The sequence below is a fragment of the Rhodanobacter sp. MP7CTX1 genome (assembly GCF_014205795.1).
Lineage (GTDB): Bacteria > Pseudomonadota > Gammaproteobacteria > Xanthomonadales > Rhodanobacteraceae > Rhodanobacter.
Genome location: NZ_JACHCN010000010.1, coordinates 17,573 through 40,514, shown reverse-complemented (window position 1 = coordinate 40,514; position 22,942 = coordinate 17,573). Strand labels below are relative to the sequence as shown.

At 64.5% G+C, this 22,942-nt stretch carries 17 protein-coding genes; 4 read left to right on the top strand and 13 right to left on the bottom strand.

The features are described from left to right. Positions 1-178 precede the first annotated feature (178 nt). The 8 genes from ilvC to HDE77_RS13165 form a co-directional block, all read right to left on the bottom strand. Complete coding sequence (gene ilvC / locus HDE77_RS13200) at positions 179-1,207, bottom strand: ketol-acid reductoisomerase (protein WP_184417889.1); 1,029 nt, start codon at positions 1,205-1,207, stop codon at positions 179-181. Continuing rightward, entirely contained in the window at positions 1,204-2,952 is a 1,749-nt protein-coding gene (locus tag HDE77_RS13195) for a dihydroxy-acid dehydratase (protein ID WP_184417887.1), read from the bottom strand. Before HDE77_RS13195 ends, ilvC begins: the two co-directional genes overlap by 4 nt. Positions 2,953-3,129: 177 nt before the next feature. Then, entirely contained in the window at positions 3,130-4,227 is a 1,098-nt protein-coding gene (leuB, locus tag HDE77_RS13190; protein WP_184417885.1) for a 3-isopropylmalate dehydrogenase, read from the bottom strand. Continuing rightward, positions 4,224-4,817, bottom strand: a complete 594-nt coding sequence (leuD, locus tag HDE77_RS13185; RefSeq protein ID WP_184417883.1) for a 3-isopropylmalate dehydratase small subunit — start codon at positions 4,815-4,817, stop codon at positions 4,224-4,226. Before leuD ends, leuB begins: the two co-directional genes overlap by 4 nt. Positions 4,818-5,130: 313 nt before the next feature. Then, entirely contained in the window at positions 5,131-6,543 is a 1,413-nt protein-coding gene (leuC, locus tag HDE77_RS13180) for a 3-isopropylmalate dehydratase large subunit (RefSeq protein ID WP_184417881.1), read from the bottom strand. Then, positions 6,540-7,541: a branched-chain amino acid transaminase gene (locus HDE77_RS13175; RefSeq protein ID WP_184417879.1), complete on the bottom strand. Its 1,002-nt coding sequence runs from the start codon at positions 7,539-7,541 to the stop codon at positions 6,540-6,542. The genes leuC and HDE77_RS13175 overlap by 4 nt, the downstream gene beginning before the upstream one ends. 29 nt (positions 7,542-7,570) lie before the next feature. Then, positions 7,571-9,166: a 2-isopropylmalate synthase gene (locus HDE77_RS13170; protein ID WP_255482707.1), complete on the bottom strand. Its 1,596-nt coding sequence runs from the start codon at positions 9,164-9,166 to the stop codon at positions 7,571-7,573. Positions 9,167-9,568: 402 nt separating this feature from the next. Continuing rightward, complete coding sequence (locus HDE77_RS13165) at positions 9,569-10,189, bottom strand: TetR/AcrR family transcriptional regulator (RefSeq protein WP_184417877.1); 621 nt, start codon at positions 10,187-10,189, stop codon at positions 9,569-9,571. Positions 10,190-10,240: 51 nt separating this feature from the next. Between HDE77_RS13165 and HDE77_RS13160 the strand changes: the two genes are divergently transcribed. Continuing rightward, positions 10,241-10,810, top strand: coding sequence for a hydrolase (locus HDE77_RS13160; RefSeq protein WP_184417875.1), 570 nt, complete (start codon positions 10,241-10,243; stop codon positions 10,808-10,810). Positions 10,811-10,843: 33 nt separating this feature from the next. Here the strand turns inward: HDE77_RS13160 and thrC are convergent, their stop codons facing one another. From thrC to HDE77_RS13140, 4 genes are all read right to left on the bottom strand, one after another. Next, positions 10,844-12,160, bottom strand: a complete 1,317-nt coding sequence (gene thrC / locus HDE77_RS13155; protein WP_184417873.1) for a threonine synthase — start codon at positions 12,158-12,160, stop codon at positions 10,844-10,846. Between the two features lie 97 nt (positions 12,161-12,257). After that, complete coding sequence (locus tag HDE77_RS13150) at positions 12,258-13,238, bottom strand: homoserine kinase (protein WP_184417871.1); 981 nt, start codon at positions 13,236-13,238, stop codon at positions 12,258-12,260. After that, positions 13,235-14,329: a homoserine dehydrogenase gene (locus HDE77_RS13145; RefSeq protein ID WP_184418035.1), complete on the bottom strand. Its 1,095-nt coding sequence runs from the start codon at positions 14,327-14,329 to the stop codon at positions 13,235-13,237. The genes HDE77_RS13150 and HDE77_RS13145 overlap by 4 nt, the downstream gene beginning before the upstream one ends. Before the next feature lie 457 nt (positions 14,330-14,786). Continuing rightward, entirely contained in the window at positions 14,787-17,609 is a 2,823-nt protein-coding gene (locus tag HDE77_RS13140) for an EAL domain-containing protein (protein ID WP_184417869.1), read from the bottom strand. Between the two features lie 420 nt (positions 17,610-18,029). Between HDE77_RS13140 and HDE77_RS13135 the strand changes: the two genes are divergently transcribed. Then, positions 18,030-19,073, top strand: coding sequence for a hypothetical protein (locus tag HDE77_RS13135; RefSeq protein WP_184417867.1), 1,044 nt, complete (start codon positions 18,030-18,032; stop codon positions 19,071-19,073). A 202-nt stretch (positions 19,074-19,275) separates the two neighbouring features. Here HDE77_RS13135 and HDE77_RS13130 read toward each other — a convergent pair whose 3' ends face one another. Beyond that, entirely contained in the window at positions 19,276-19,548 is a 273-nt protein-coding gene (locus HDE77_RS13130; RefSeq protein ID WP_184418064.1) for a hypothetical protein, read from the bottom strand. Between the two features lie 617 nt (positions 19,549-20,165). On the opposite strand from HDE77_RS13130, the gene HDE77_RS13125 reads away from it, so the two are divergent. Next, on the top strand, positions 20,166-21,431 hold the full coding sequence (locus HDE77_RS13125) for a dicarboxylate/amino acid:cation symporter (RefSeq protein WP_184417865.1): 1,266 nt from the start codon (positions 20,166-20,168) through the stop codon (positions 21,429-21,431). A 50-nt stretch (positions 21,432-21,481) separates the two neighbouring features. After that, the gene (locus HDE77_RS13120) at positions 21,482-22,681 is read left to right on the top strand and encodes a threonine synthase (protein WP_184417863.1); all 1,200 of its coding nucleotides are present in this window, start codon (positions 21,482-21,484) and stop codon (positions 22,679-22,681) included. Positions 22,682-22,942: the final 261 nt, after the last annotated feature.

Here is a 22,942-nt window from a genome sequence, read left to right as displayed (position 1 = left end):
TGCTCCCGCCCCTATCTGGAGGGAGGGTGTTTGCCGTGCTTCCTCCCCTGCTTGCCCCGAAGAAGGGACTTCCTTCGGTCGCAGGGGAGGGCTGGGGAGGGGTGCTCTTGATCATTCCGCAAGCTCGGACGAGCCCCTCCCAACCTCCCCCTGCGAGCAGGGGGAGGAGCCAAGAGCGTCAGCCCGCTTTCTTCAGCGGCGGGGTCACAGCCGCCGCGACCGGCACAGGCACGCTCTGCAACCACGGCATGCGCGCGCGCAGCTTCGCGCCCACCTGCTCGATCGGATGATCGAGGTCGGCCTGCTTGAGGCGTTTGTAGTTCGGCAGGCCGGCTTTGTATTCGGCCGTCCAGTTGCGTGCGAAGGTGCCGTCCTGAATATCGTCGAGGACCTCTCTCATCCGCTGCTTGGTGCCGGCGTCGACGATCCGTGGGCCGCTGACGTAGTCACCGTACTGCGCGGTCTCGGAGACGAACTCCAGCATCCGCGTGAGGCCGCCTTCGTAGAACAGGTCGACGATCAGCTTCAGCTCGTGCATCACTTCGTAGTAGGCGATCTCCGGCTGGTAGCCGGCCTCGACCAGGGTCTCGAAGCCCTTGATCACCAGCTCGCTGGCGCCGCCGCACAGAACGGCCTGTTCGCCGAACAGATCGGTCTCGGTCTCTTCCTTGAAATCGGTCTCGATGATCATCGCGCGGCCGCCGCCGATGCCGTCGGCATAGCTCTTGGTGTGGGCCTCGGCCTGGCCACTGACGTCCTGGTGCACCGCCCAGATGCAGGGGACCCCGCGGCCACGCTCGTACTCGCTGCGCACCAGTGCGCCCGGGCCTTTTGGGGCGACCAGGATCACGTCGATGTCCTTGCGCGGGTCGATCTGCTTGAAGTGCACGTTGAAGCCATGCGCGAACAACAGCGCTGCGCCGGGTTTGATGTTCGGCTCGATCGCGTCCTTGTAGAGCGCCGGCTGTACCATGTCCGGGGTCAGCACGGCGACCAGGTCGGCACCACGCACGGCCTCGGCTGGTTCGGCGACGGCAAAGCCTTCGGCTTGCGCGCGCTGCCACGACGGGCCGCCCTTGCGCAGGCCGACCACGACGTCGAGACCGGAATCGCGCAAGTTCAGTGCGTGCGCGCGGCCCTGGCTGCCGTAGCCGAGCACGGCGATGCGGGCAGTTTTCAAGGTGTCGGTGGAGGTGCTGGTGCTCATGCGGTGACTCCTGCGGGTTCAGTGAGGGTGGTGGCTGAGGTGGCGCTTGGTGACTTGGCGGTTTCCGCGTTGCGATGAATGGACGTCTGGACGTCCGTAGATGGATTTGTGGTGGCGCCATCGGAAGCGGAGCCGACCAGGCGCGCATATTTGGCGAGCGCGCCATGCGTGACCTTCGGTTCGCGTGGTTGCCAGCTGGCGCGACGGCTTTCAATATCAGCGCTGGTGCGCAGCTCGCGGTGCGCGGCGTCGATCACCACCGGATCGCCGTCGCGCAGCAGGGCTATCGGGCCACCGCGAGCTGCTTCCGGCGCGATGTGACCGACCATGAAACCGTGGGTGGCACCGGAAAAGCGGCCGTCGGTGATCAATGCCACGTCGTTACCGAGGCCGCGACCGACCAGCGCTGCCGTCACGCCAAGCATCTCCCGCATGCCCGGCCCACCGGCCGGTCCTTCGTTACGAATCACGATGACGTCGCCGGCGCGGATGCGATCACCCTGAACGGCGGCGAACGCTTCCTCCTCGCTCTCGAACACGCGGGCAGTGCCCTCGAAGTGACCGCTCTCCATGCCGGCAAGCTTGAGGATGCAGCCGTCCGGCGCGAGATTGCCGTACAGGATGGAATAGCCGCCACGCGGTTTCAGCGGACGACTTACAGGATGCACGACGTCTTGCGTATCAGCGCGAGGAGCGGCCGCGGCTTCGACGAACAAGCTGCGGCCGGTGACGGTGGGGGAGTCCTCCAGCATGCCGGCGGCGATCAGTTCCTGCGCCACGCGCGCGCTACCACCCGCGCCGAACAATTCGACCGCAGTGTGCCGGCCCGCCGGCAATAGGTCGGCGATCACCGGCGTGTGCACCGAGGCCGGCTCGAAATCCTCGAGTGTCCACTCGACGCCTGCCTCGCGCGCGATGGCGAGCAGATGCAGCACCGCGTTGGTGGAGCCGGCAGTGGCGGCGACCATCCGTGCAGCATTGCGGAATGCAGCGCGGCTGAGCAGGTCCAGCGGCTTGCGCTCGGCGTTCAGACATTCCATCACCAGCTCGCCGCAACGAAACGCGGCCGCGCCCTTGGCCGGGTGCGTGGCGGGAATGTCGTTGTAACCCATCGGTGAGAGCCCCAGCGTGGTCAGTACCATGGCCATCGTGTTGGCGGTGAACTGGCCGCCGCAGGCACCGGCACCGGGACACGCATCGCGTTCGACGGCGGCGAGTTCCGCGTCGTCGATCTTGCCCGCGCCATGCGCTCCGACGGCTTCGAACACTTGCTGGATGGTGATCGGATGGTTGTCGTGGGTGCCATGCGCGATGCTGCCGCCGTATAGCGCCACGCCCGGAATATTCAGCCGTGCCAGCGCCATCGCCGCTGCCGGGATGGTCTTGTCGCAGCCGCACAGCACGACCATCGCGTCCAGACAATGGCCATCCACCGCCAGTTCGATCGAGTCGGTGATCACCTCGCGGCTGATCAGCGATGCACGCATGCCGGGGGTGCCCATCGCGATGCCGTCGGTCACTGCAATCGTGTTGAATTCGATCGGCGTGCCCCCCGCGGCGCGGATGCCAGCCGCAGCCTCGACGGCCAGCTCACGCAGGTTGAGGTTGCACGGGCTCACGTTCGACCACGTATGCACCACCGCGACCAGGGGCCGGGCGATGGCGGCGTCGTCCAGGCCGGTGGCGCGCAACATGGCCCGTGCAGGGGCGCGGTCGGGCCCGCTCTTGATCTGGTCACTGCGCATGCGGATTCAGCCTGGATGGAAAGAAAAAGCGCCCCATGCGTGCACGGGAAGTTGGCGAGGCGGACAGCAGCGGGCGACTTGGGAACGCACGCTGGGCATCCGCTGCCGAAAGAGGCACGCAGGGGGCGGCAGAAAGTACGGACACGTCCCTGTGTCCGTTGGGAAGACGGTTATGCATCAGCCGCATGCGCGTACTCCGCTGAAAAATGCGGCGGCAGTATCGACGTGATCGTCTATCGCGCTGAGCACTGCATCGCGCACCGCCGAAGTGCTGGCGCTGCCGCCGATGTCGCGACTGTGTGGGCCGTGCTGAAGCACTTGCTCCACGGCAGTCTCGATCGCCGAGGCCTCCGTCTCCAGGCCCAGCGAATGACGCAGCAGCAGCGCTGCGGAAAGAATCGCGCCCACTGGATTAGCCACACCCTGTCCGGCGATGTCCGGTGCGGAGCCATGGATCGGTTCGTACAGACCACGGCGACCTTCACCCAACGAGGCCGATGGCAAGAGGCCAAGTGAACCAGCCAGTGCGGCGGCTTCGTCGGTGAGGATGTCGCCGAACAGGTTCTCGGTGACCACCACGTCATAGCTCGACGGCTGGGTCAGCAGCAGCATCGCCATTGAGTCGACCAGCTGGTGTTCAAGCCTTACATCCGGATAGTCCGCGGCGATGCGTTGCACTGTGCTCCGCCATAGACGAGAAGTTTCCAGCACGTTCGCCTTGTCCACCGAGGTGACGCGATGACGGCGACCGCGTGCCAGATCGAACGCACGGCGCACCACGCGCTCGACTTCGGCAACGGTGTACTTGCATTCGTCGGTGGCGGTGTCGGCCGTGCGCGTCTTCGCACCGAAATAGGCGCCGCCGGTGAGTTCGCGAACGAACAGCACGTCGACGTTCTTCAACTTTTCATTCTTCAACGGTGACAGGTTGGCCAGCGCCGGATGCACTTGCAACGGGCGCAGGTTGGCGTAGACACCGAGCGCGGCGCGCAACGCCAGCAGTCCCTGTTCCGGGCGTACCGACGCATTGGGATCGGACCATTTCGGACCACCGACAGCACCCAGCAGCACCGCGTCGGCAGCCTGGCAGGCGGCCAGCGCGGCGAGAGGCAGCGGCACGCCGGTGGCGTCAATCGCGCAGCCACCGATCAGCTGCTCATCGAAAGTGAAGGTGTGGCCATAGTGTGCGGCCACTGCTTCCAGCACGGCGACGGCTGCCGCAGTGACTTCGGGACCGACGCCGTCGCCGGGCAGGGTGACGATGTGAGCTTTCATGCAGCCTCCTGTTGAGTCCGGGTGCGTTGTTCGTAGGCGCCGATCGCATCGGCGTGTTGCAGCAGGTAGCCGAGCTGGTCGACGCCGTTGATGAGGCAGTGCCGTGCGAACGGTTCCAGCTGGAAGCGGATGTGGCCACCATCGGGCAACGCGATGAACTGCTCGCGCACGTCGATCACCAGCTCGATGCCGGGATGCTTGAGTAGCCAGCGGTGCTCGGGTTCGTCGATCACGATCGCCAGCAGGCCGTTCTTCAGCGCGTTGTTGCGGAAGATGTCCGCGATCTCGCTGCACAGCACCGCCTGCACGCCATAGTCGAGCAGCGCCCAAGGCGCGTGCTCACGCGAAGAGCCGCAACCGAAGTTGCGTCCGGCGACGATAATCGAGCACTGCTGAGCCTGTGGCTGGTTCAGCGGAAAGGCGGGGTTGTCGCTGCCGTCCGCCTGGTAACGCCAGTCGTGGAAACACAGCTTGCCGAGCCCGCTGCGCTCCGTGGTGGTGAGGAAACGCGCAGGAATGATGCGATCGGTGTCGATGTTCTCGTCGGCCAGCACGGCAGTGCGCGAGTGGATGCGGGTGATGGGCAGCATTAATAAAATTCCTCGCTGTTTGCATTCGCCTCCTCTTCCCCTCGGGGAGAGGATTGAGGTGAGGGGCGGGTGCTCGCCGCATGGTTGATCGAGGCGGGCTTCGGCGTAGGTGCCCCGCAAAATGTGCCCCTCACCCCACCCTTCTCCCCGAGAGGGTGAGGGTGTAGAGCACTGCGGGCGCTCGCTCTGGCTCCTCCCCCTGCTCGCAGGGGGAGGTAGGGAGGGGGTAGAGCTCTGGAGTTTGAGGCGAAGAGCACCCCACCCCACCCCTTCCCTGCTTGCGGGCGAGGGCGCAAAGCAAAAGCCGAAGAGCTCATGCGGCCACCTGCGTCAGGTATTCGCGCGGATCGGCGATACGACCTGCCAGCGCGGAAGCGGCAGCGGTCGCCGGACTCGCCAGCACGGTGCGCGCGCCCTTGCCTTGGCGGCCTTCGAAGTTGCGGTTGGATGTGCTCACCACGAGCTGGCCCGGCTGCGCCAGGTCGCCGTTCATCGCGATGCACATCGAGCAACCCGGCACGCGCCACTCGGCACCGGCGGCGGTAAACACCTGATGCAGGCCTTCGCGCTCGGCATCGCGTCGCACCGCCTCGGAGCCCGGCACCACCAGCATGCGCACACCTTCGGCGATGCGGCGGCCGCGCAACACGTTGGCGGCTTCGCGCAGATCAGACAGCCGCGAGTTGGTGCAGCTGCCCACAAACACCACATCGACGGGCGTGCCCTGCATCGGCTCGCCCGGCCGACTCTGCATGTAATCCAGCGCACGACGTTCCTGTGCATTGGTCGCGGCGGGTACCGGCGCGTCCATCGCGATCGCCATACCCGGGTGGGTACCGTAGGTGACGGTGGGCTTCACCGCGCTGGCGTCGATATGTACTTCGCGGTCGTAGGTTGCGCCATCGTCGCTGCGCAATGCGCGCCAGCGTTCCACGGTGGCATCCCACGCTGCGCCTTGCGGCACATGCGGGCGTCCTTTCAACCAGGTGAACGTGGTCTCGTCCGGCGCGATCAGGCCAGCGCGTGCGCCGGCTTCGATGGACATGTTGCAAACGGTCATGCGCTCGTCCATCGACAGCGCCTCGATCGCCGCGCCGCGGTATTCGAGCACGTAGCCGGTGCCACCATCGACGCCAATCGTGCCGATGATGTGCAGGATCAGGTCCTTTGCGCTGATGCCTTGTGGCAACTTGCCGTCGACATGGATCGCCAGTGTCTTCGGCCTGCGTTGCAGCAGGCACTGCGTCGCCATCACGTGGCCGACTTCCGTGGTGCCAATGCCGAATGCCAGCGCACCGAACGCACCATGGGTCGAAGTGTGGCTGTCGCCGCAGACGATCGTCATGCCTGGCTGGGTGGCGCCCAGCTCAGGGCCGATCACGTGCACGATGCCGCGGTCATCACTGTCCCAGCCATGCAGCTCGACCCCGAACTCGCGACAGTTCGTTTCCAGCTGCGTTACCTGCGCCTGCGCTTCGGCGTTGGCATACGGACGGGTGCCATCGGCGTTCGTCGGCAAGGTCGGGGTGGAGTGATCCAGCGTGGCGAGCATGCGATCGGGTCGACGCAGCTGCAGGCCGCGTTCGCGCAGTTCGCTGAACGCCTGCGGTGAAGTCACCTCGTGCACCAGGTGCAGGTCGACGTAGAGGATCGCCGGCGTATCGTCGGTTTCAGGCACGACGATATGCGCGTCCCACAGTTTCTCGAAGAGCGTCTTTGCACTCACGCTGATGCCTCCATGGAAGCGGGCTGTTGATGAGGAGTCCGGCCATGGATGGCCGGGCTTTCGCTTTCACGGTCAGGGATGGCCGCATGGATAGAGCTCAGCCAGCCCCAGCGGTCTTCGGTACGACCGTCGAACAAGCCGAAGAAGGCCTGCTGCAGCGCACGGGTGATCGGACCGGGTTCGCCATTGCCGACGTTCTTGCGATCGACCGATCGCACTGGCGTGATTTCGACGGCGGTGCCGGTCAGGAACACTTCGTCGGCGGTGTACAGCGCCTCGCGCGGCAAGTCGCGCTCTTCGACGCTGAGGCCGAGATGCCCGGCCAGTGTGACCACGCTGTCGCGGGTGATGCCGGCGAGGATGCCGGCGCTCGACGGTGGGGTGAGCAGCTTGCCGCGTTTGACCAGGAACAGATTTTCGCCGGCACCTTCGCTGAGCAAGCCGTTGTGGCCCAGTGCGATGCCTTCGTCGTAGCCGCCGCGGCGTGCCTCCAGCGCAATCAGCTGGCTGCTGAGATAGTTACCGCCGGCCTTGGCCCAGCTCGGCAACGTGTTTGGTGCAGGGCGCTGCCACGAAGAGACGCAGACGTTCGCGCCTTTCTCCACCGCATCGCCCAGATACGCGCCCCAGTCCAGCGCCATGATGGCCACGTCGACCGGTGCGCCGTTCTTCGGCAACACGCCCAGGCCGCCAGCGCCGCGAAACACGATCGGCCGCACGTAGGCCGAACGCATGGCGTTGGCGCGGATCAGCTCCGCGCACGCAGCGTTGATCTCGTCCTCGCTATAGCCGATCTCGATCTCGTAGATCGCCGCGGACTCGAACAATCGGCGCGTGTGCTCGGCCAGTCGGAAAAACACCGGGCCCTGTGGCGTCGCGTAAACGCGCTCGCCCTCGAACACCGAGGAACCGTAATGCAGGGCGTGCGTGCTGACATGGACGGTGGCATCGGCCCAGGGTTTGATGCTGCCGTTGTGCCAGAGGAAAGGCGTGCTCATGAATAGTTCTCGCGATGACCGATGGGTGACTACAGGTTGGCGACGGCAACTGGCGTAGTAGCTGGCGCTTGTCGCTCGATGCGGTTGACGATGGCAAGCGCGGCCTGTGCGGTCGCCTCCACGATGTCGGTGCTGACGCCATGCCCGCGCCACTCGCGCGCGGCGTGACGGGCCGTGAGCTGGGCATGGCCCTGGGCGTCGCCACCTTCACTGACGGCGCGCACCTTGAAGTCGGTCAGCTGCAGCGCGTTGCCGGTGGCGCGCTCAATCGCACGCAGCACGGCATCGACCGGTCCGTCCCCGATCGCGGCCTCGCCGGCTTCGCGGCCGTCGTCGTGGCGCAGCTTCACCGAGGCCGACGCGCTGCCGCCCAGGTGCGTGCTGGTGTTGAGCTGCACCAGCCGCCATGGGCCGGCGGCCTCCGGGTCGAGGCCCAGCGCGATCGCTTCCAGGTCCTCGTCATGCACTTCGCGCTTCTTGTCGGCCAGCGTCTTGAAGCGCGCGAAGATCACGTCCAGCGCTGCATCGTCCGGCGTGTGGCCCAGTGCTTCCAGGCGCTGGCGCAAGGCGGCGCGGCCGGAGTGCTTGCCCAGCACCAGCCGTGTCTCGGCGATGCCGACATCTTGCGGGCGCATGATTTCGTAGGTGCCACGATGCTTGAGCATGCCGTGCTGATGGATGCCCGACTCGTGCGCGAACGCGTTGTCGCCCACGATCGCCTTGTTGCGCGGCACCGCCTGACCGGTCAGCTGGGTCAGCAGTCGCGAGGTGGGATACAGCCGGCGCGTGTCGATGCGGGTATCGACGCCGTAGTGCGGTGCGCGCACCTTCAGCGCCATCACGATCTCTTCCAGTGCGGCGTTGCCGGCACGCTCGCCGATGCCGTTGATGGTGCACTCGACCTGGCGCGCGCCAGCGCTCACCGCGGCCAGGCTGTTCGCTACCGCCATGCCCAGGTCGTCGTGGCAATGGCTGGAGAAGATCACCTTGTGCGCATCGCGCACATGTTCGCGAAGGTAGGTGAACAGCTCGACGATTTCGGCTGGCGTGGTGTAACCGACCGTGTCCGGCGCATTCAACGTAGTGGCACCGGCGGCGACCACGGCGCTGAACACCTCGACCAGGAACTCGGGCTCGGTTCGCAGCGCGTCCTCGGCCGAGAACTCGACCTCGTGGCACAGCCCGCGGGCACGCTCAACCGCGGCCACCGCGGCATCCACCACCTGCGCCTTGCTCATGCCCAGCTTGTGTTCGCGATGCAGTGGGCTGGTCGACAGGAATACGTGGATGCGCGCGTGCCGAGCCTGCTCCAATGCCCGCGCGGCACTGTCGATGTCGCCGCTCTGGCAGCGTGCCAGGGCGCACACCGTGGTGGTTTTCAGCATGCGCGCGATTTCGGCAACCGCGGCGAAATCATCCGGCGAGGCCTGCGGGAATCCCGCTTCAAGTACATCGACCCCAAGCGCCTCGAGTGCTTGTGCAACGCGCAACTTGGTGCGCCGATCCATCGAAAAGCCGGGCGCCTGCTCACCGTCGCGCAAGGTGGTATCGAAGATGCGCACGCGATCGGCGGCAGCTTGGGCGCTGCCGGACATTGTTTCGGTTGTAACCGAGTTGGGGTTCATCGCTTAGCTCCGCTGATGCGAGCCAAGGGCAACAAAAAACCCCGCGCCGTTTCCGGTGCGGGGTTCTTTGGGAGTCTTCAGGTTACTGCTTGGTTACCTGGATACTTGCCCTCAGCCCGCACCTCCGTTGGTAATAAGGAGTACGAGTACAAGGGTAAGAAGGAGCGTGCCGCGAACCTGCAGCAGCCCGGCAACCGTCAGAAGGCGGTTGGTTTCGGCGTTGCGGCGGTGGTTGCTGCGTTGCGACATGTGATCGAACGTAGACCATGCGTTTGTAGGCTGTCAACAGTTTTCTTTATGACGAAAACTACTAAGCGGCCTTAAGTGATTCAGACGGCTATCCGTCCAAATGGAAATACCAGTTCTCTCGTTCGTGCGTTGCGCCCGTGAGAAAAAAGCAGCTCAGTGCGGCTTGAACAAGGCGCGAAGGTAGAGCTGAAGAGCCTGCTGCAGCTGGTTCAGCGCCAGTCGCCGGCCGGTCAGTCCGGGCTCCGCATTCAGCGCGACCGCGGCCTTCATCAGCTGCAATACCACCACAGCGGCCGCGCGCAGATCGGCCGGTTCCAGGTGGGGTGCGTGCCGGGCCAGCAATGCCTGCAATTCTTCCCGCAGGTGCTCGCGGATCGCCATGCCGCGTATGGCGGGAAGGGGTGCGGTGGACTCGGCGAGCACGGCAAAGGCCGGATGACGACGACGAAATCCCACCAGGAAGCGGATCAACTGAGTGCCAAGCTGATCGCCGTCCCAGTCAGGCGAACTTGCCGCCAACTTTTTCAGGCGCAACTGCAAGGTCTCCATATAGCCGCCCATCAAGGCCTGCGCCAGCGCTTCCTTGGTCGGAAAGAACTGATACAGCGAACCGATCGAGGCGCCGGCACGGGCGGCAATTTCGGTCGTGGTGGCAGCCTCATAGCCTTTTTCGACAAAGCAGGCTGCGGCCGCATTCAGCAGGGATGCCACGCGCTCGTGACCGCGCTGTCGTTGCGGTTGGCGGATACGCTCGTTTGACTTTTGTGAGGTCATCCTCATAAATTCCGTAAGTAGGTGAGCCTCACCTCATATCTGGAGAGTACCGTGGAAAACTTGGATCCGCACCGCACTGCGCTTGTTCTCATTGATCTGCAGAAGGGAATCTTGCCGTATGCCGGTGGCCCGCACACCGCGGTCGATGTGTGCGCAAGGGGCGGTGCGTTGGCGGCGCGCTTCCGCGCGCTGGGTGCGCCTGTGGTGCTGGTGCGCGTGGGTTGGTCGGCGGACTTCGGTGACGCGCTGAAGCAGCCGGTGGATCAGGCGACTCCCGCCCGGGCGCTGCCGGACAACTGGCTGGAGCTCGTCGATGAGCTGGCTGAAGCGCCAAACGACATCCACATCACCAAGCGCCAGTGGGGCGCGTTCTACGGCACTGAGCTTGACCTGCAGCTGCGCCGCCGCGGCATCACGCAGATCGTGCTGGGCGGCATTTCCACCAATATCGGCGTGGAGTCGACTGCTCGAGCCGCATGGGAGCATGGCTATGCGCTGGTGCTCGCCGAGGATGCGATGAGTGCGGCGAACGCGGAGCAGCACCGCTTCGCGGTGGACACGATCTTCCCGCGGCTGGGCCGCGTGCGCTCGACGGCACAGATACTCGACGCGCTGGCCTGATGCCTGGCGTCCCCCGGCAAGCGGGGGCGCCATCTAGGCGGTGACCTGGTCGAGCAGCCAGTGATGTAGCACATCGTCATCGGCCGTCAACGGCTCGGCCGAGGCAGGACGTGCCAGCATCGCCGCAAGCGATCCTGGCACGGCTACCGGATGCCCGATCAGCGGTTCCACCACGCTTTCAAACTTGGCCGGGTGCGCGGTGGCGACCACTGTCCAGTTCGCGCTGTCGCCTTGCTCGCGCATGTGATCGAGCAGGTGCATCGCGGTGGCCGTATGCGGGCAGAAAACGTCGCCGTGGTCGCGGGCATGGCTGGCGATGGTCTGCCGGATCGATGCATCGTCGACGCTGTGTGCCTGCAACTGTTCGCGCAAGTCGGGTTCGTTGGGGTAGGTCCAGCGCAGTCGCTCGAAGTTGCTCGGCGCACCCACGTCCATGGCATTGGCCAGCGTGGCGATGGCTACGCGTGGCGCATACGGCGCACCGGCGAAATAGTCAGGCAGCGTGGTGTTCGCGTTGCAGGCGAGCCGCACCTGGCCAATCGGCAAGCCCATCTCGCGCACCCACAGGCATGCCATCGCGTTGCCCAGGTTACCGGTGGGGACGATGAAGTTCATCGGCGTGCCGTGTGCGTGCCATCCGGCCAGCGAAGCGTGTGCGTAGTAGCTCATCTGCGGCAGCAGTCGGCCAAGGCTGATGCTGTTGGCCGAGGACAGCGGCCGCTGTTCCTGCAGCGTGGCATCGGTGAGTGCGGCCTTGACCATGCGCTGGCAGTCGTCGAAGCGGCCGGCTACGCGCAAGGCTTGCACGTTGTCACCGAAGCAGCCGAGCTGGTGTGCCTGGCGCGGTGAGACCAGACCATCGGGATACAGGATCACCACTCGTATGCCGGGTTGGCGGTGGAACGCGGCGGCCACCGCGGCGCCGGTATCGCCGGACGTGGCCACAAGAATCGTGAGCGGTCGTTCGTCCGTGCGTGGGAGCCGACGCATGCAGGCGGCGAGAAAACGCGCACCCACGTCCTTGAATGCGGCCGTAGGGCCATGAAATAGCTCCAGCACCTTCGCGTTCTGTTGCGGCAAAGCGCGTGCCGGCGTGGCGAAATCGAGTGACTCGCTGCAGATCGCCGATAGCTCGGCCGCTAGCGGGTCGCCAGCGAAGAAAGGTGCGAGCAGCGTCGCGGCAGTGTCGGCCAAAGAGCCATGGGGATCAAATGCGGACGGGTCGAGCTTTGGCAGCACCTCGGGCACATACAGTCCGCCGTCCGGGGCGAGTCCGGCGGCGATTGCCTGACTGATCGGCACGGCCGCGCAGCGGCCACGCGTGCTGATGTAGGGCAACGATTCGCTCATGGGCGCCTCAACACGCGGGCTCTTGTGGGAGCGCCTTCAGCCGCGATGCTCTCGGCCCATGTCGCGACTGAAGTCGCTCCCACAGTCTGGGCCGCGCTCATGATTGAGTCTCGCCGTCGATCAGAGTCGCGGCTGGGCCATCGATGGGTGCCACGAACGGATCGCTGTCCAGCCCCGCTTCGGCGAACGCGCTGCGCATCGCAAGCGCGGCGGCCTCGGCATCGCGACGCTCCTCGTACCAGCCGAACACGCTGGGGCCGGCACCGGAGATGCTGGCACCGAGCGCATGATGATCGAGCGCCGCCTGCTTCACGCGGGCGAAGTTCGGCACCAGCGGTGCGCGGCGCGGTTCCACCAGCACGTCCTTCAAACCCTCGCGTACCAGTGCCGCTTCACTGCGATAACAGCCGGCGAGTACCAAGGCGAGGTTGGCGCTTTGCGTCACGAAATCGCCCAGTGCGTAATCACCCACCAGAGCGGCGCGCGCCTTGCGCGTCTCCAGCACGTAGTGAGGATGCACCAGCGCACAGTGCCAGTCGGCTGGCACCGGAATGCGCAGCAGCCGCTCGTGGGTGGCCAGCACCAGACCGCCGAGCAGCATCGGGCCGAGGTTGTCGCCGTGGCGGCTGCCACTGGCGACCGCTTCGCCATCCAGCGCGAAACTGTATAGCGCCTCGCGCGGTAACGGCTTTTCGAGCAAGGCATTGGCGGCCACCAGCGCGGCCACGCAAGACGCCGCCGAGCCGGCCATGCCCGAGCCCAGCGCGATGCCCTTGTGCAGCGTCAGTTCGAAGCCGTATGACAGGCCGAGTGCCTTGCGCAACGCCAGCAGCGCCGTGCCCGCGGTATTGCCTCGCGGATCGGTCGGCAGATCGGTCACGCAGCCATGGATCGCCGCGATACGTACAGTCGGTTCGTCAATGCGACGTACCTCGGCGCGGTCGCCGGCACCGGCCATGCTGTGGCCGAGGATGTCGAAACCCACACCCACATTGCCCACGCAAGCGGGAGCGAAGGCGGTGGCGGCGAGGGCGAGTTGCGGTGACATTTTCCTGGATTCCTGAAGTAGGGCGTTCATGCGCGCGGCTCCAGCGCTTCGGCAATGCGCAACAGGTCGGCGAATACACCGGCTGCAGTCACCTCCGGCCCGGCACCGGGGCCTTGCACGAGTAAGGGATTGTCGCAGTAACGGCGGGTCGTGAACTGCACCACATTGTCGGTCAGCCGCGTATGTGCGAACGGATGCGTGGCAGGCAGCACGGCCAGTCGCACGCTGGCGCGACCATGGCGGTCGAGGCTGGCGACGTGGCGCAGCACGCCGCCGGCGGCGTGTGCGGCGCTCAGCTGCGCGGCCATCGGTGCATCGAGCTCGTCCAGCCGCTGCATGAATTCCGTGTCGGGCAAGCCGACCAACGCGGGTGGCACCAGACTCTGCACTTCCACATCCGCCAGCGATAGTGCGCGCCCGGCCTCGCGCGCCAGGATCACCAGCTTGCGCGCCACGTCGAGACCGGACAGATCTTCGCGCGGATCGGGCTCGGTATAGCCCAGCGCATGCGCCTCGCGCAGCAACGCGGAAAACGGTTGCTGGCCGTCGTGGCGGTTGCACAACCATGCCAGGGTGCCAGAGAGCATGCCGTCCACCGCGAGCAGTTCATCGCCGGTGTCGAGCAGGTCGCGCAGCGTCTGCATCACCGGAAGGCCTGCGCACACGGTAGCTTCGTAGCGAAAGCGCATGCCACCATGACAGGCCGCATGAATCGCCTGCCAGCGTGCCAACGGACCGCTGCCGGCCAGCTTGTTCGGCGTGATCACATGCAGTCCGGCGGCGAGCCAGCCGGCGTAGTGCGATGCCACCGCATCGTTCGCGCTGCAGTCGATCAGCAGCGCATGGCCGCCATCGCTGCCGCGCACATGGGCAGCAAATTCATCGAGATCGCTGGGTCGCCACGTCTGCGCACGGTCGCAACGGTTGTTGAGTTCGGGGTCGTCGCTGTCCAGCCACATGCGCTTGCTGGCGGCGACGCCACAGAGCTTCAGCTCCAGTCCACCCAGTGCCAGTCGCGACTGTGCGGTGCGTAGCTGGGCCAGCAGCGCGCTACCGACGCGACCGGGACCGATCAGGCCGACGGCCAGCACACGGCGACGCGCCTGGAACGCGGGTCGCACAACGCTGGGCGGCTGATGCTGGCTTGCAAGCGGTTGGCTTGCGGATTGAGATGCACAGAGATTCACGATTGCCTCCGGTGGAGGCCCGTGCTCGCTGGCGATGTCGGTATGTGCCGGCCCGCCTCTTCGAGGGCGGGGCCGTTGCGTTGTTGAAGCTACTCGCGCACGGACACCCACCCCGACCCTGTCGTGGTCGTGGTCGTGGTGGTAATCGTGGCGATGGACAGAGTGCCTGCGCAAAGCAGCATGCGCCCGGTGATGACCGGGGCGAGCAAGCTGCGGGCTGGCATGAGAATCGATGACATGGCACCGACCATAAAGGCGATGCTGCACCGCAGTCAACAGATGCATTTGAAACCAGTTTCGGCTGCTCCCTGCCAAGCCAGCTCATCAGTCGAGCCTGAAGGTATCCATGGCTTCGCTCATGGGTCGCAGATCAAGGCGCCTACCCGGGCGCTTATAGCCATGCAGCGGGAGGGTTCCAGGCAGCCACCCATGCGGGTATCGATTCCGCCGGCATCGGGTGGGCGATGACGTAGCCTTGCAACTGCCGGCAACCCAGCGAGATGAGCAGTTCGCCTTGCGCCTCCGTCTCGATGCCTTCAGCAATCACCGTTATGCCCAGCAGACGTGCCGTGGTGATGATGCCGGCGGCAATCGCAATGTTGCGCGACTCCACCAGGATGTCACGCACGAAGCTCTGGTCGATCTTCAATGTGCCCACATCCATCTTCTGGATGTGGCTGAGCGAGGCGCTACCGGTGCCGAAGTCATCCAGGCTTACGATCACGCCCCGCGCACGGCATTCGTCGATCACCAGGCGGGCTCTGGCCGGGTCGAGCAGCGGCCCCGTCTCGGTGATCTCGATGCCCAGCAGGGACCCTTCGATGTCGGCGTGCGCGGCAAGCGCCTCATCGAGATCGGCAATGAACTCCGGGTGCATCAGATGACGCGTGCTGATGTTGACCGACACGGGCATCCTGATCCCCTGAGCCAGCCAGGTCCGATTGGCTCGCAATGCGGCATCCAGCACATAGCGGCCGATGGGGCGCGCGAGTCTGGCGTCGTCCAGGGTGTGATGGAACAGCGCAGGTGGCAGCAAACCGAGCGCCGCATCGCGCAATCGCAACAGGGCTTCCGCGCCCACGACGCGTGGGATGCTGGAATCGGCGTCGATGGCGACGATCGGCTGAAAAAGCAGCGCCATACCGCCATCATCAAGTGCGGCCGCAACGCGCGCTTTCATCGAGCGCTGCTCAACATTCGTGAGTTCAAGCGCGGTGGCGTAAACCTGGTCGCGGTCGCGTCCATTGTCCTTGGCGGTGTACATGGCGAGGTCGGCATGCCGGATGAGGGTTTCCGCATCCGCGTCGTCGTGGGGATACAACGTCCAGCCCACGCTCGCGGTCAGGCGCAGCACCTCGTCACCCCACGACACGGGCTCGCGAATCGCTTCAAGGATGCGAGTGCTTACCAGGTGCATGTCCCTATCGCTGCCAAGGTCGGTGAGCAGCAGGGCAAACTCGTCCCCGCCCAGGCGTGCCACTACATCGCCATCGCGCAAGGTGCTTACTATCCGGCGCGCGACTTCCTTCAGGACGTCGTCACCGGCAGCGTGCCCAAGATGGTCGTTGACGTGCTTGAATCCATCAAGGTCCATCACGCCCACTGCCAACAACGCCTGGCGCCGCCGCGCATGGCCCCGCCCGCGCTTGAGCAGCTCAAAGAACAATCGGCGATTGGGCAACTCGGTCACCGGGTCGTAGTAGGCAAGCCGTTCAACCTTGGCTTCCTGCACCTTGCGCTCGGTGATATCGATGTGATGCCAGACGCGTCCATACGATTGATCGTCGATCGTGATCGGCGAGAAGCTGCGCAGATACGTTCGCGCGTGGCTGATCGAGACTTCTTCGCTCTCCACGGGTTCGCTGCCAAGGAGGATCGCGCGTATGCGCTCAAGCTCGCGATCGGGGTCCGCATAAGCGGCTCGAGTCCTCTCGAGTAAAGTGGTGGAGGGCGTTCCGATCAGTTGCTCAGGTGACTCAACCAGATCGAACAGCCGGCAATACGCCGCATTGCAAAACTGCACGCGGTCGGTTGTGTCGATGACCAGGACGCCCGCGTACCTGCTTGCCAGGATCGCCTGGAAACGACGCAGGTTGAGTCTGAGTTCTTCCTCAGCCAGGTTTCGAGCCTTGCGGGCGCGTAGTCGTTCCAGACCCAGACTCAGCTCTTGCGCCATCTCCTCGAAGATCCGTATCTCGGCGTGGGTAAACGCCTCCTCCGAATCGGCGCCGATGACCATCACGCCCGCCAACTGTCCTTGCAGGCACAACGGAAGCCCCAGCAGCGCACCAAGCCCCAGTGTGCGCGCATGGCTGGCCCAGCTCTCTTCGCCGCCCTCACGTGGCAGCTTCACCACCGACGCGCCCGAGCGGATCACGGCAGCTGTCACGCTTCCGGAAAAGCTCGAGTCAGCGAGGCGGATCTTGAGCGCCTGATAGGAGTCCGCGCCACGTCCTGCGTGCGCACGCAGTGCCAGTGCCTGGATCGAATTGTTCTCCAGCTGACCCATCCAGCACACCGGATACCCACCGGTATCTACTACTACGCGGCAGGCTTCGCCGAACAGATCATCTTCGGTCTTTGCGTGGGTGGCGGTCTTGAGTGTTTCGCTCAGTAACCGCAATGCACGGCGACTTCGCTCAGCGGCAAGCAGGGCATGATCAAGCCGGGTGCGTTGTACGTCGCCCTCAAGCGCGTGGCCGATACTTATCGCCGCCCGTTCCAGCAGTTGCAGCAGCTCCGGGGCGAAGAACGCGGGGTCGCGCGAGCGCAGGATCAGCGCAGCGTGGACTTTGCCGAAGCAAACTACCGGCACCGCCGCCGAGGCGCGGATACCGGTGCGGGCGTAGGCAGGTCGCAGCGTTTCCCGCCCGGGCGCGTCGACGATGTTGGGCTCGACCTCGATCTTGCCCTCCCAGAATCGCGGTCGGGCAAGTGCAATAGGCACCGAGTCCGGATAGATATCTTCCATTCCTGTGGGCGGCGGATCAGGCGCTTGACGCCGCATGACGCCAGCCTCGTAGTCGATTTCTCCCACGATGACCAGTAGTGCGCCGACATGGCGTTCGAGAATCTCCACGATCCCGGTGTACAGCGCCTGCGGCTGCGGCATCGCTGCGACGAGATCGCCGATGTCGGCCAACGCGGCATAGAGGCGCTCCACCGTGCCTGTCAAAGCTGCATCAACCGATGCAGTGGGCGGAATCGATGACATGAATGATCTCGCTGTGGCTCAAGCAAGGTTGCCTCGAAGCTGCGTCAAGCAAGTGTGTGGACGTCCTCTTTCCCCTGACGAACAGCGCACAGCCAGTGCACTGCGACGAGACCATCTCGGCCAGCCCCCCGACCGGCAAAAGTAAGGGTACATGAACGAGCAATGTCATGCCCTTCATGACACCCCGCTCCCATGCCAACCACAACGTGCCGGGCTGAGGAAGAGTCCATCCCGTGGCTTCGGGCCGCTAGTCAACACTGACCTCGCCGGGATCCTCAATGTGCGATAAACGAACATCCGGCATGGACCGGATTACAGCCGCGGCCGCATATGCTCGCGATGGGGCGACGATCTTGACCCGACGTCCCCACCCGCAGGATCGCATGGCCCCCGGCACGCGGCTGGTGCTACCTTGCGCGCGTGATCGAGCGCTGCCTGCCGATAGTCGTTGCCTTGGTGATGCCGCTGTTGGCGGTCGCTGCCGATATGCCGGTTGGCAGCACTGGGTTGCGGAAAGATGTCGTGTTCACCGACTACGCGCCGCTTTCGCGCAGCATGGAGCTGGCGCGACGTCTGTTGAGTCCGTTGAACGCGATGCGCGTTAACCAGGAGTTGGCGCGCACAGGGCAGGTCGCGCGCGAGCAGTCGATTGATCTGGCGCGCGAAAAGTTCGCCGTCTATGTGCCTGCCCACGCCCCGCTGCACGGCTATGCGCTGCTGGTATTCGTGCCGCCGTGGCAGGAGGCGACAGTGCCACCGCGCTGGACTTCGGCACTGGACCGTCACGGCATGATCTTTGTCAGCGCGGCGAATTCCGGCAACACCGCGGATGTCCTCGACCGCCGGGAGCCGCTGGCCCTGCTGGCGGCGTACAACATCACGCGGCGCTATCCCATCGATCCGGACAGGATTTATATCGGCGGGTTCTCCGGTGGCTCGCGGGTGGCCATGCGTATCGCGCTCGGCTATCCGGATCTGTTTCATGCAGCCTTGCTCGATGCGGGCAGCGATCCGATCGGCAACGCGCAGATCCCGCTGCCGCCGGCCGATCTGTTTCGTCAATTTCAGGACTCGACGCGATTGGTTTACGCGACGGGCCAGCATGACGATGACCATCTCGACAAGGACGTGCACAGCCGCGATTCGATGCAGGCCTGGTGTGTGTTCCGTCTGGACACTGTGGCGATGCCATGGGTCGGGCACGACCTGGCCGATCCGGCGAGCTTGAATCGCGCGCTGGATGCGCTGCTTGAGCCCGCGAAGTCCGATCCGGACAAGTTGGCTGCATGCCGCTCGCGCATCGAGCAGGAACTGACCGCGCAACTGAAACAAGTGGAAGACCTGCTCGCGAATGGCAAGCGTGATGAAGCAAGCACGCTGCTGGACAAGATCGACGCGCACTACGGCGGGTTGGCTGCGCCGCGCAGCACCGAGCTGGCGAAAGCAATCGATGCACAGCGTTGATCCCGTGCCTTGGTGTTTCGCCGAACCAGTCGGTGTGGCCTGAGAGGGTGGTGTCAATCAGCGTCCACCCCGATACCCGCTTTCGATCATCCTGCGCGGTCCGCGCACACTGCGATCACTCGAGTTGCACTCTGGCGCTTGATCGCAATGCCCAATAGTCACCAAAACGCCTGGTCAATCAAACGCTCGGTCTCCTTCAGCATCAATCTTTCGGTGCACAACCCGCCCCATACAGGTCGTGATACACCTGACTCACACGTTCCCCCAGCTCGCCATCCTGACGGCCCTTGTTGAACGCGTCATTGAGCTGCTTCTCGGCAAGGTGAAGACTTCGCAGAAACCGCCGTGCGTCGTTCGATAGAGCGAGCTCGGCCATCTGCTGTTCCAGGCTCGCTTCGTCGCCTGCAATGCGTGTCTGCTGATTTTCTGAGGTGGATTCGGTGAGCATGGGCGGTATGTGGGTGGTGTCGTTCATGGCCGATAGTCAAGCAAGACACTTGCCAATACGGCCTGGACCCAGGCAACCCGCAGCGTCGCCACGCTCAGGGTCCCGCACCCCGCTGGAGCGCTCACGCGGGCGTGGATTGAGGGCAGCGCACGAAATAGCCGAACCGGTCATCCGGCGACACGATGGCGAGCGTTCCCTGCCGATGACAGCGAAAATTGCCTCTACCTGACGTCTACGGTCAGCCAACGGAGGGCAGCTTGGGGGGCATGCGAGCGGGGTGAATGGCGTCATCCAGGCGCAAGCTGAATGAGCAGCCGAAAGTGTGGCGTTGTTCGCACCATTGGCTATCGCAGTTGCCCGAGGGGCGGTGAACAGCTACAACGATGAGCAAATCGAGCAAGGGTTTCAGCCTTTGCCCGTGTTTTGACGAGACTGTAGATCACCCTACGTCCGACCGGACGATCCGGATCAAACCAGGTCGGCACCGCCGAGCAGGGATCACCGATCAGGTAAGCGATGAGCTATCGACTGCAGTGCGGCATATCCGTCAGTGATCTCTGCATCGAGGCGCGTCGACCGCAGCCGCCCGCGCGGCGGCTCGGAAGCCGCGCCACCCGCGTCCGGCAAGCCGGCGCGAACACCTGATGGCGGCCCGGCAGCGTTGGTTCACGTTTTCGCTGGTCGTGGCGACACTGTTGGGGATTGCCGTCGGCTGGATCTGCAACCGCCACCTGACGTCGCAGCAGGCGGTCGATGTCGCGGCAGATCTGTCCACCATCACGGACGCGTTTCTGCGGCTGATCAAGATGATCATTGCGCCGCTGGTGTTCGCCTCGCTGGTAACGGCGATCGCGAGAATGGGCGGGGCGGCCGAGATCAGTCGTGTCGGGGTGAAGGCGCTGGCGTGGTTCCTTGGCGCATCCTGTGTTTCCCTGACAATCGGTTTGCTGATGGCGCACTGGATGCAGCCGGGCGCGGCGCTGCATGTCCAAGCACAGCATCCACTCGCCCTATCGGGCACGGCGAGCGGCGTGGATACCGCAGACTTTACCGTTGCGGATTTCGTGACGCATCTGATCCCACGCTCGTTCGCTGAGGCTATGGCTGGCAACGAGATCCTGCAAATCGTGGTGTTCTCGATCTTCATCGGTGCGGCAGCAGCGGCGCTGAAGGACAAAGCGCTGCAATTCGTGGAACTCGTCGAGCAGCTCGCTGCCATCATGTTCAAGGTGACCGACTATGTGATGAAGGCGGCGCCGATCGCCATCTTCGCCGCACTGGCAAGCTCGATCTGCATTCATGGCATCGGCATCGTGGGAACCTACGCACGGTTCGTGGCCGGTTTCTATTTTTCGCTGGGACTGCTGTGGGGTGTCCTGATCGCCGCGCTCTTGCTGATCGTCGGCTCGCGCGGTTTGCGTTTGCTTGCTGGGGTCCGGCAACCCGTGTTGCTGGCATTTGCCACCTCTTCGTCCGAGGCGGCTTATCCGCGGTTGCTGGAGGAGCTGGTTGCGTTCGGCATCCCTCGGCGCATCGCAAGTTTTGTGCTGCCGCTCGGTTATTCGTTCAACCTGGACGGCGCAATGATGTATTGCACGTTTGCGATTCTGTTCATCGCGCAGGCCTATGGGATTGAGCTCACGGTGACCCAGCAGATCACCCTGTTCGGTCTGCTCATCGTGACGACGAAGGGTGTCGCCGGCGTTCCACGCGCGGCGATCGCCGTGGTCGCCGTCACCTTGCACTATTTCAACTTGCCGGACAGCGGCATTGCGCTCGTACTCGCGGTCGATCATGTGCTCGACATGGGGCGGTCCGCGACGAATATCCTGGGCAATTCCGTCGCGGCCGCGGTCGTTGCAAAGTGGGAAGGTCAGATCGCGCCGACGTCGGATGCCGGTCGTTCGTGACTCCCTGATTCCCCGCAGTGAATGGTTGCCACCCTAACGGATGATTCCCCATGCCTGCCATTGCCTACCTAGAATGCTCTCGTTGCCACGCAAGACTTTCCGCCGACACGCCGCAGACGCTCTGCACGCAATGCCCCGACCAGCCAGCCGGCGCGCTGTATGTGAGGTACGACCTGACGCATCTGCAGGGTCGATCGGCGGAAGAAGTTGTCGGCAATGACCCAACATCGCCATGGAGCGGCATGTGGCGTTACCGCGCCGTGCTGCCCGATGTCGAGCCGGTCACCCTTGGCGAAGGCTGGACGCCAATGCTGCGCAGCAAGCGGCATCCCGGCGCGTTCCTGAAAGAGGAAGGCGCCAATCCCACCGGTTCGTTCAAGGCGCGCGGTTTGGCGCTGGCGGTGACCATGGCACGCCACTACGGCCTGAAAAAGCTGGCCGTGCCTTCCGCTGGGAATGCGGCAGGCGCGCTGGCCGCATACGCTGCAGCGGCCGATATTGAAGCGCACATCTTCATGCCACGCGACGTGCCGCTCGCGAACTATGTGGAAGCCATGGCGTACGGTGCCAACGTGACGCTAGTCGATGGTGTCATCTCCGATTGCGCCCGGATCGTTGGTGAGCGAAAGCAGCGCGAAGGCTGGTTCGATATCTCCACGCTCAAGGAACCCTTCCGTGTGGAAGGCAAGAAAACCATGGGCTACGAACTCGTTGAACAACTTGGATGGGAATATCCCGACGCGGTGTTCTATCCCACCGGCGGTGGCGTCGGCCTCATCGGTATGTGGAAGGCGTTCGAAGAGATGGAACAGTTGGGCTGGCTAAAACCCGGCAAGCGCCCACGGATGTTCGCGATCCAGTCTTCCGGGTGCGCGCCGGTCGTGCAGGCCTTCAATGACGGAGCTGCCGCAAGCCAGATGTGGCAGAACGCGGAAACCGCCGCCTCGGGCTTGCGCGTACCGAAAGCCTATGGCGACTACATCATCCTGGATATTCTGCGCGCCTCCGGCGGTATGGCCGTGGCTGTTTCCGACGACGATATCTTCGCCTCCCTACGAGACTGGGCTGCCAACGAGGGCATCTTCCTGTCACCCGAGGGCGCGGCGGCCACGGCAGCCTATGACCATTTGCTGTCCACCGGCGTGCTGGATGCTTCGCATCGCGTCGTACTGTTCAACACGGGTGCCGGTTTGAAATACACGGATGTCACTGCGGCTGCCTTGGGTCTCAAGCATCCTGGCGGAGCGTGACCTGGAACGGCCAGCTCTTTCGTTCGGACTTGCAGCGCAATGGCGCGACCGATTGACCAGCAAGCACACCGATCAGCTCAAAAGCTATCTGCGATGCGCGGAAGACGACATGATTTGTCGCGTAGTGACCAGGTAGCTATCGACGAAGAAGGTAACGAGAGACTCATGATGTGCGTCGGGATGTGTCGACGGACGGCCAAGCCGCTACGCAAAGTGTCGAGAGGCGCCGGTGGTCAAGCACAAGCGTAGTGCTGCATGGCT

Excerpts from the sequence above, each read along its gene's own strand:
- ilvC (WP_184417889.1), bottom strand. The coding sequence starts at position 1,207 with ATGAGCACCAGCACCTCCACCGACACCTTGAAAACTGCCCGCATCGCC.
- HDE77_RS13195 (WP_184417887.1), bottom strand. The coding sequence starts at position 2,952 with ATGCGCAGTGACCAGATCAAGAGCGGGCCCGACCGCGCCCCTGCACGG.
- leuB (WP_184417885.1), bottom strand. The coding sequence starts at position 4,227 with ATGAAAGCTCACATCGTCACCCTGCCCGGCGACGGCGTCGGTCCCGAA.
- leuD (WP_184417883.1), bottom strand. The coding sequence starts at position 4,817 with ATGCTGCCCATCACCCGCATCCACTCGCGCACTGCCGTGCTGGCCGAC.
- HDE77_RS13175 (WP_184417879.1), bottom strand. The coding sequence starts at position 7,541 with ATGAGCACGCCTTTCCTCTGGCACAACGGCAGCATCAAACCCTGGGCC.
- HDE77_RS13170 (WP_255482707.1), bottom strand. The coding sequence starts at position 9,166 with ATGAACCCCAACTCGGTTACAACCGAAACAATGTCCGGCAGCGCCCAA.
- HDE77_RS13165 (WP_184417877.1), bottom strand. The coding sequence starts at position 10,189 with ATGACCTCACAAAAGTCAAACGAGCGTATCCGCCAACCGCAACGACAG.
- thrC (WP_184417873.1), bottom strand. The coding sequence starts at position 12,160 with ATGAGCGAATCGTTGCCCTACATCAGCACGCGTGGCCGCTGCGCGGCC.
- HDE77_RS13150 (WP_184417871.1), bottom strand. The coding sequence starts at position 13,238 with ATGAACGCCCTACTTCAGGAATCCAGGAAAATGTCACCGCAACTCGCC.
- HDE77_RS13140 (WP_184417869.1), bottom strand. The coding sequence starts at position 17,609 with ATGTCATCGATTCCGCCCACTGCATCGGTTGATGCAGCTTTGACAGGC.
- HDE77_RS13130 (WP_184418064.1), bottom strand. The coding sequence starts at position 19,548 with ATGAACGACACCACCCACATACCGCCCATGCTCACCGAATCCACCTCA.
- HDE77_RS13125 (WP_184417865.1), top strand. The coding sequence starts at position 20,166 with ATGGCGGCCCGGCAGCGTTGGTTCACGTTTTCGCTGGTCGTGGCGACA.
- HDE77_RS13120 (WP_184417863.1), top strand. The coding sequence starts at position 21,482 with ATGCCTGCCATTGCCTACCTAGAATGCTCTCGTTGCCACGCAAGACTT.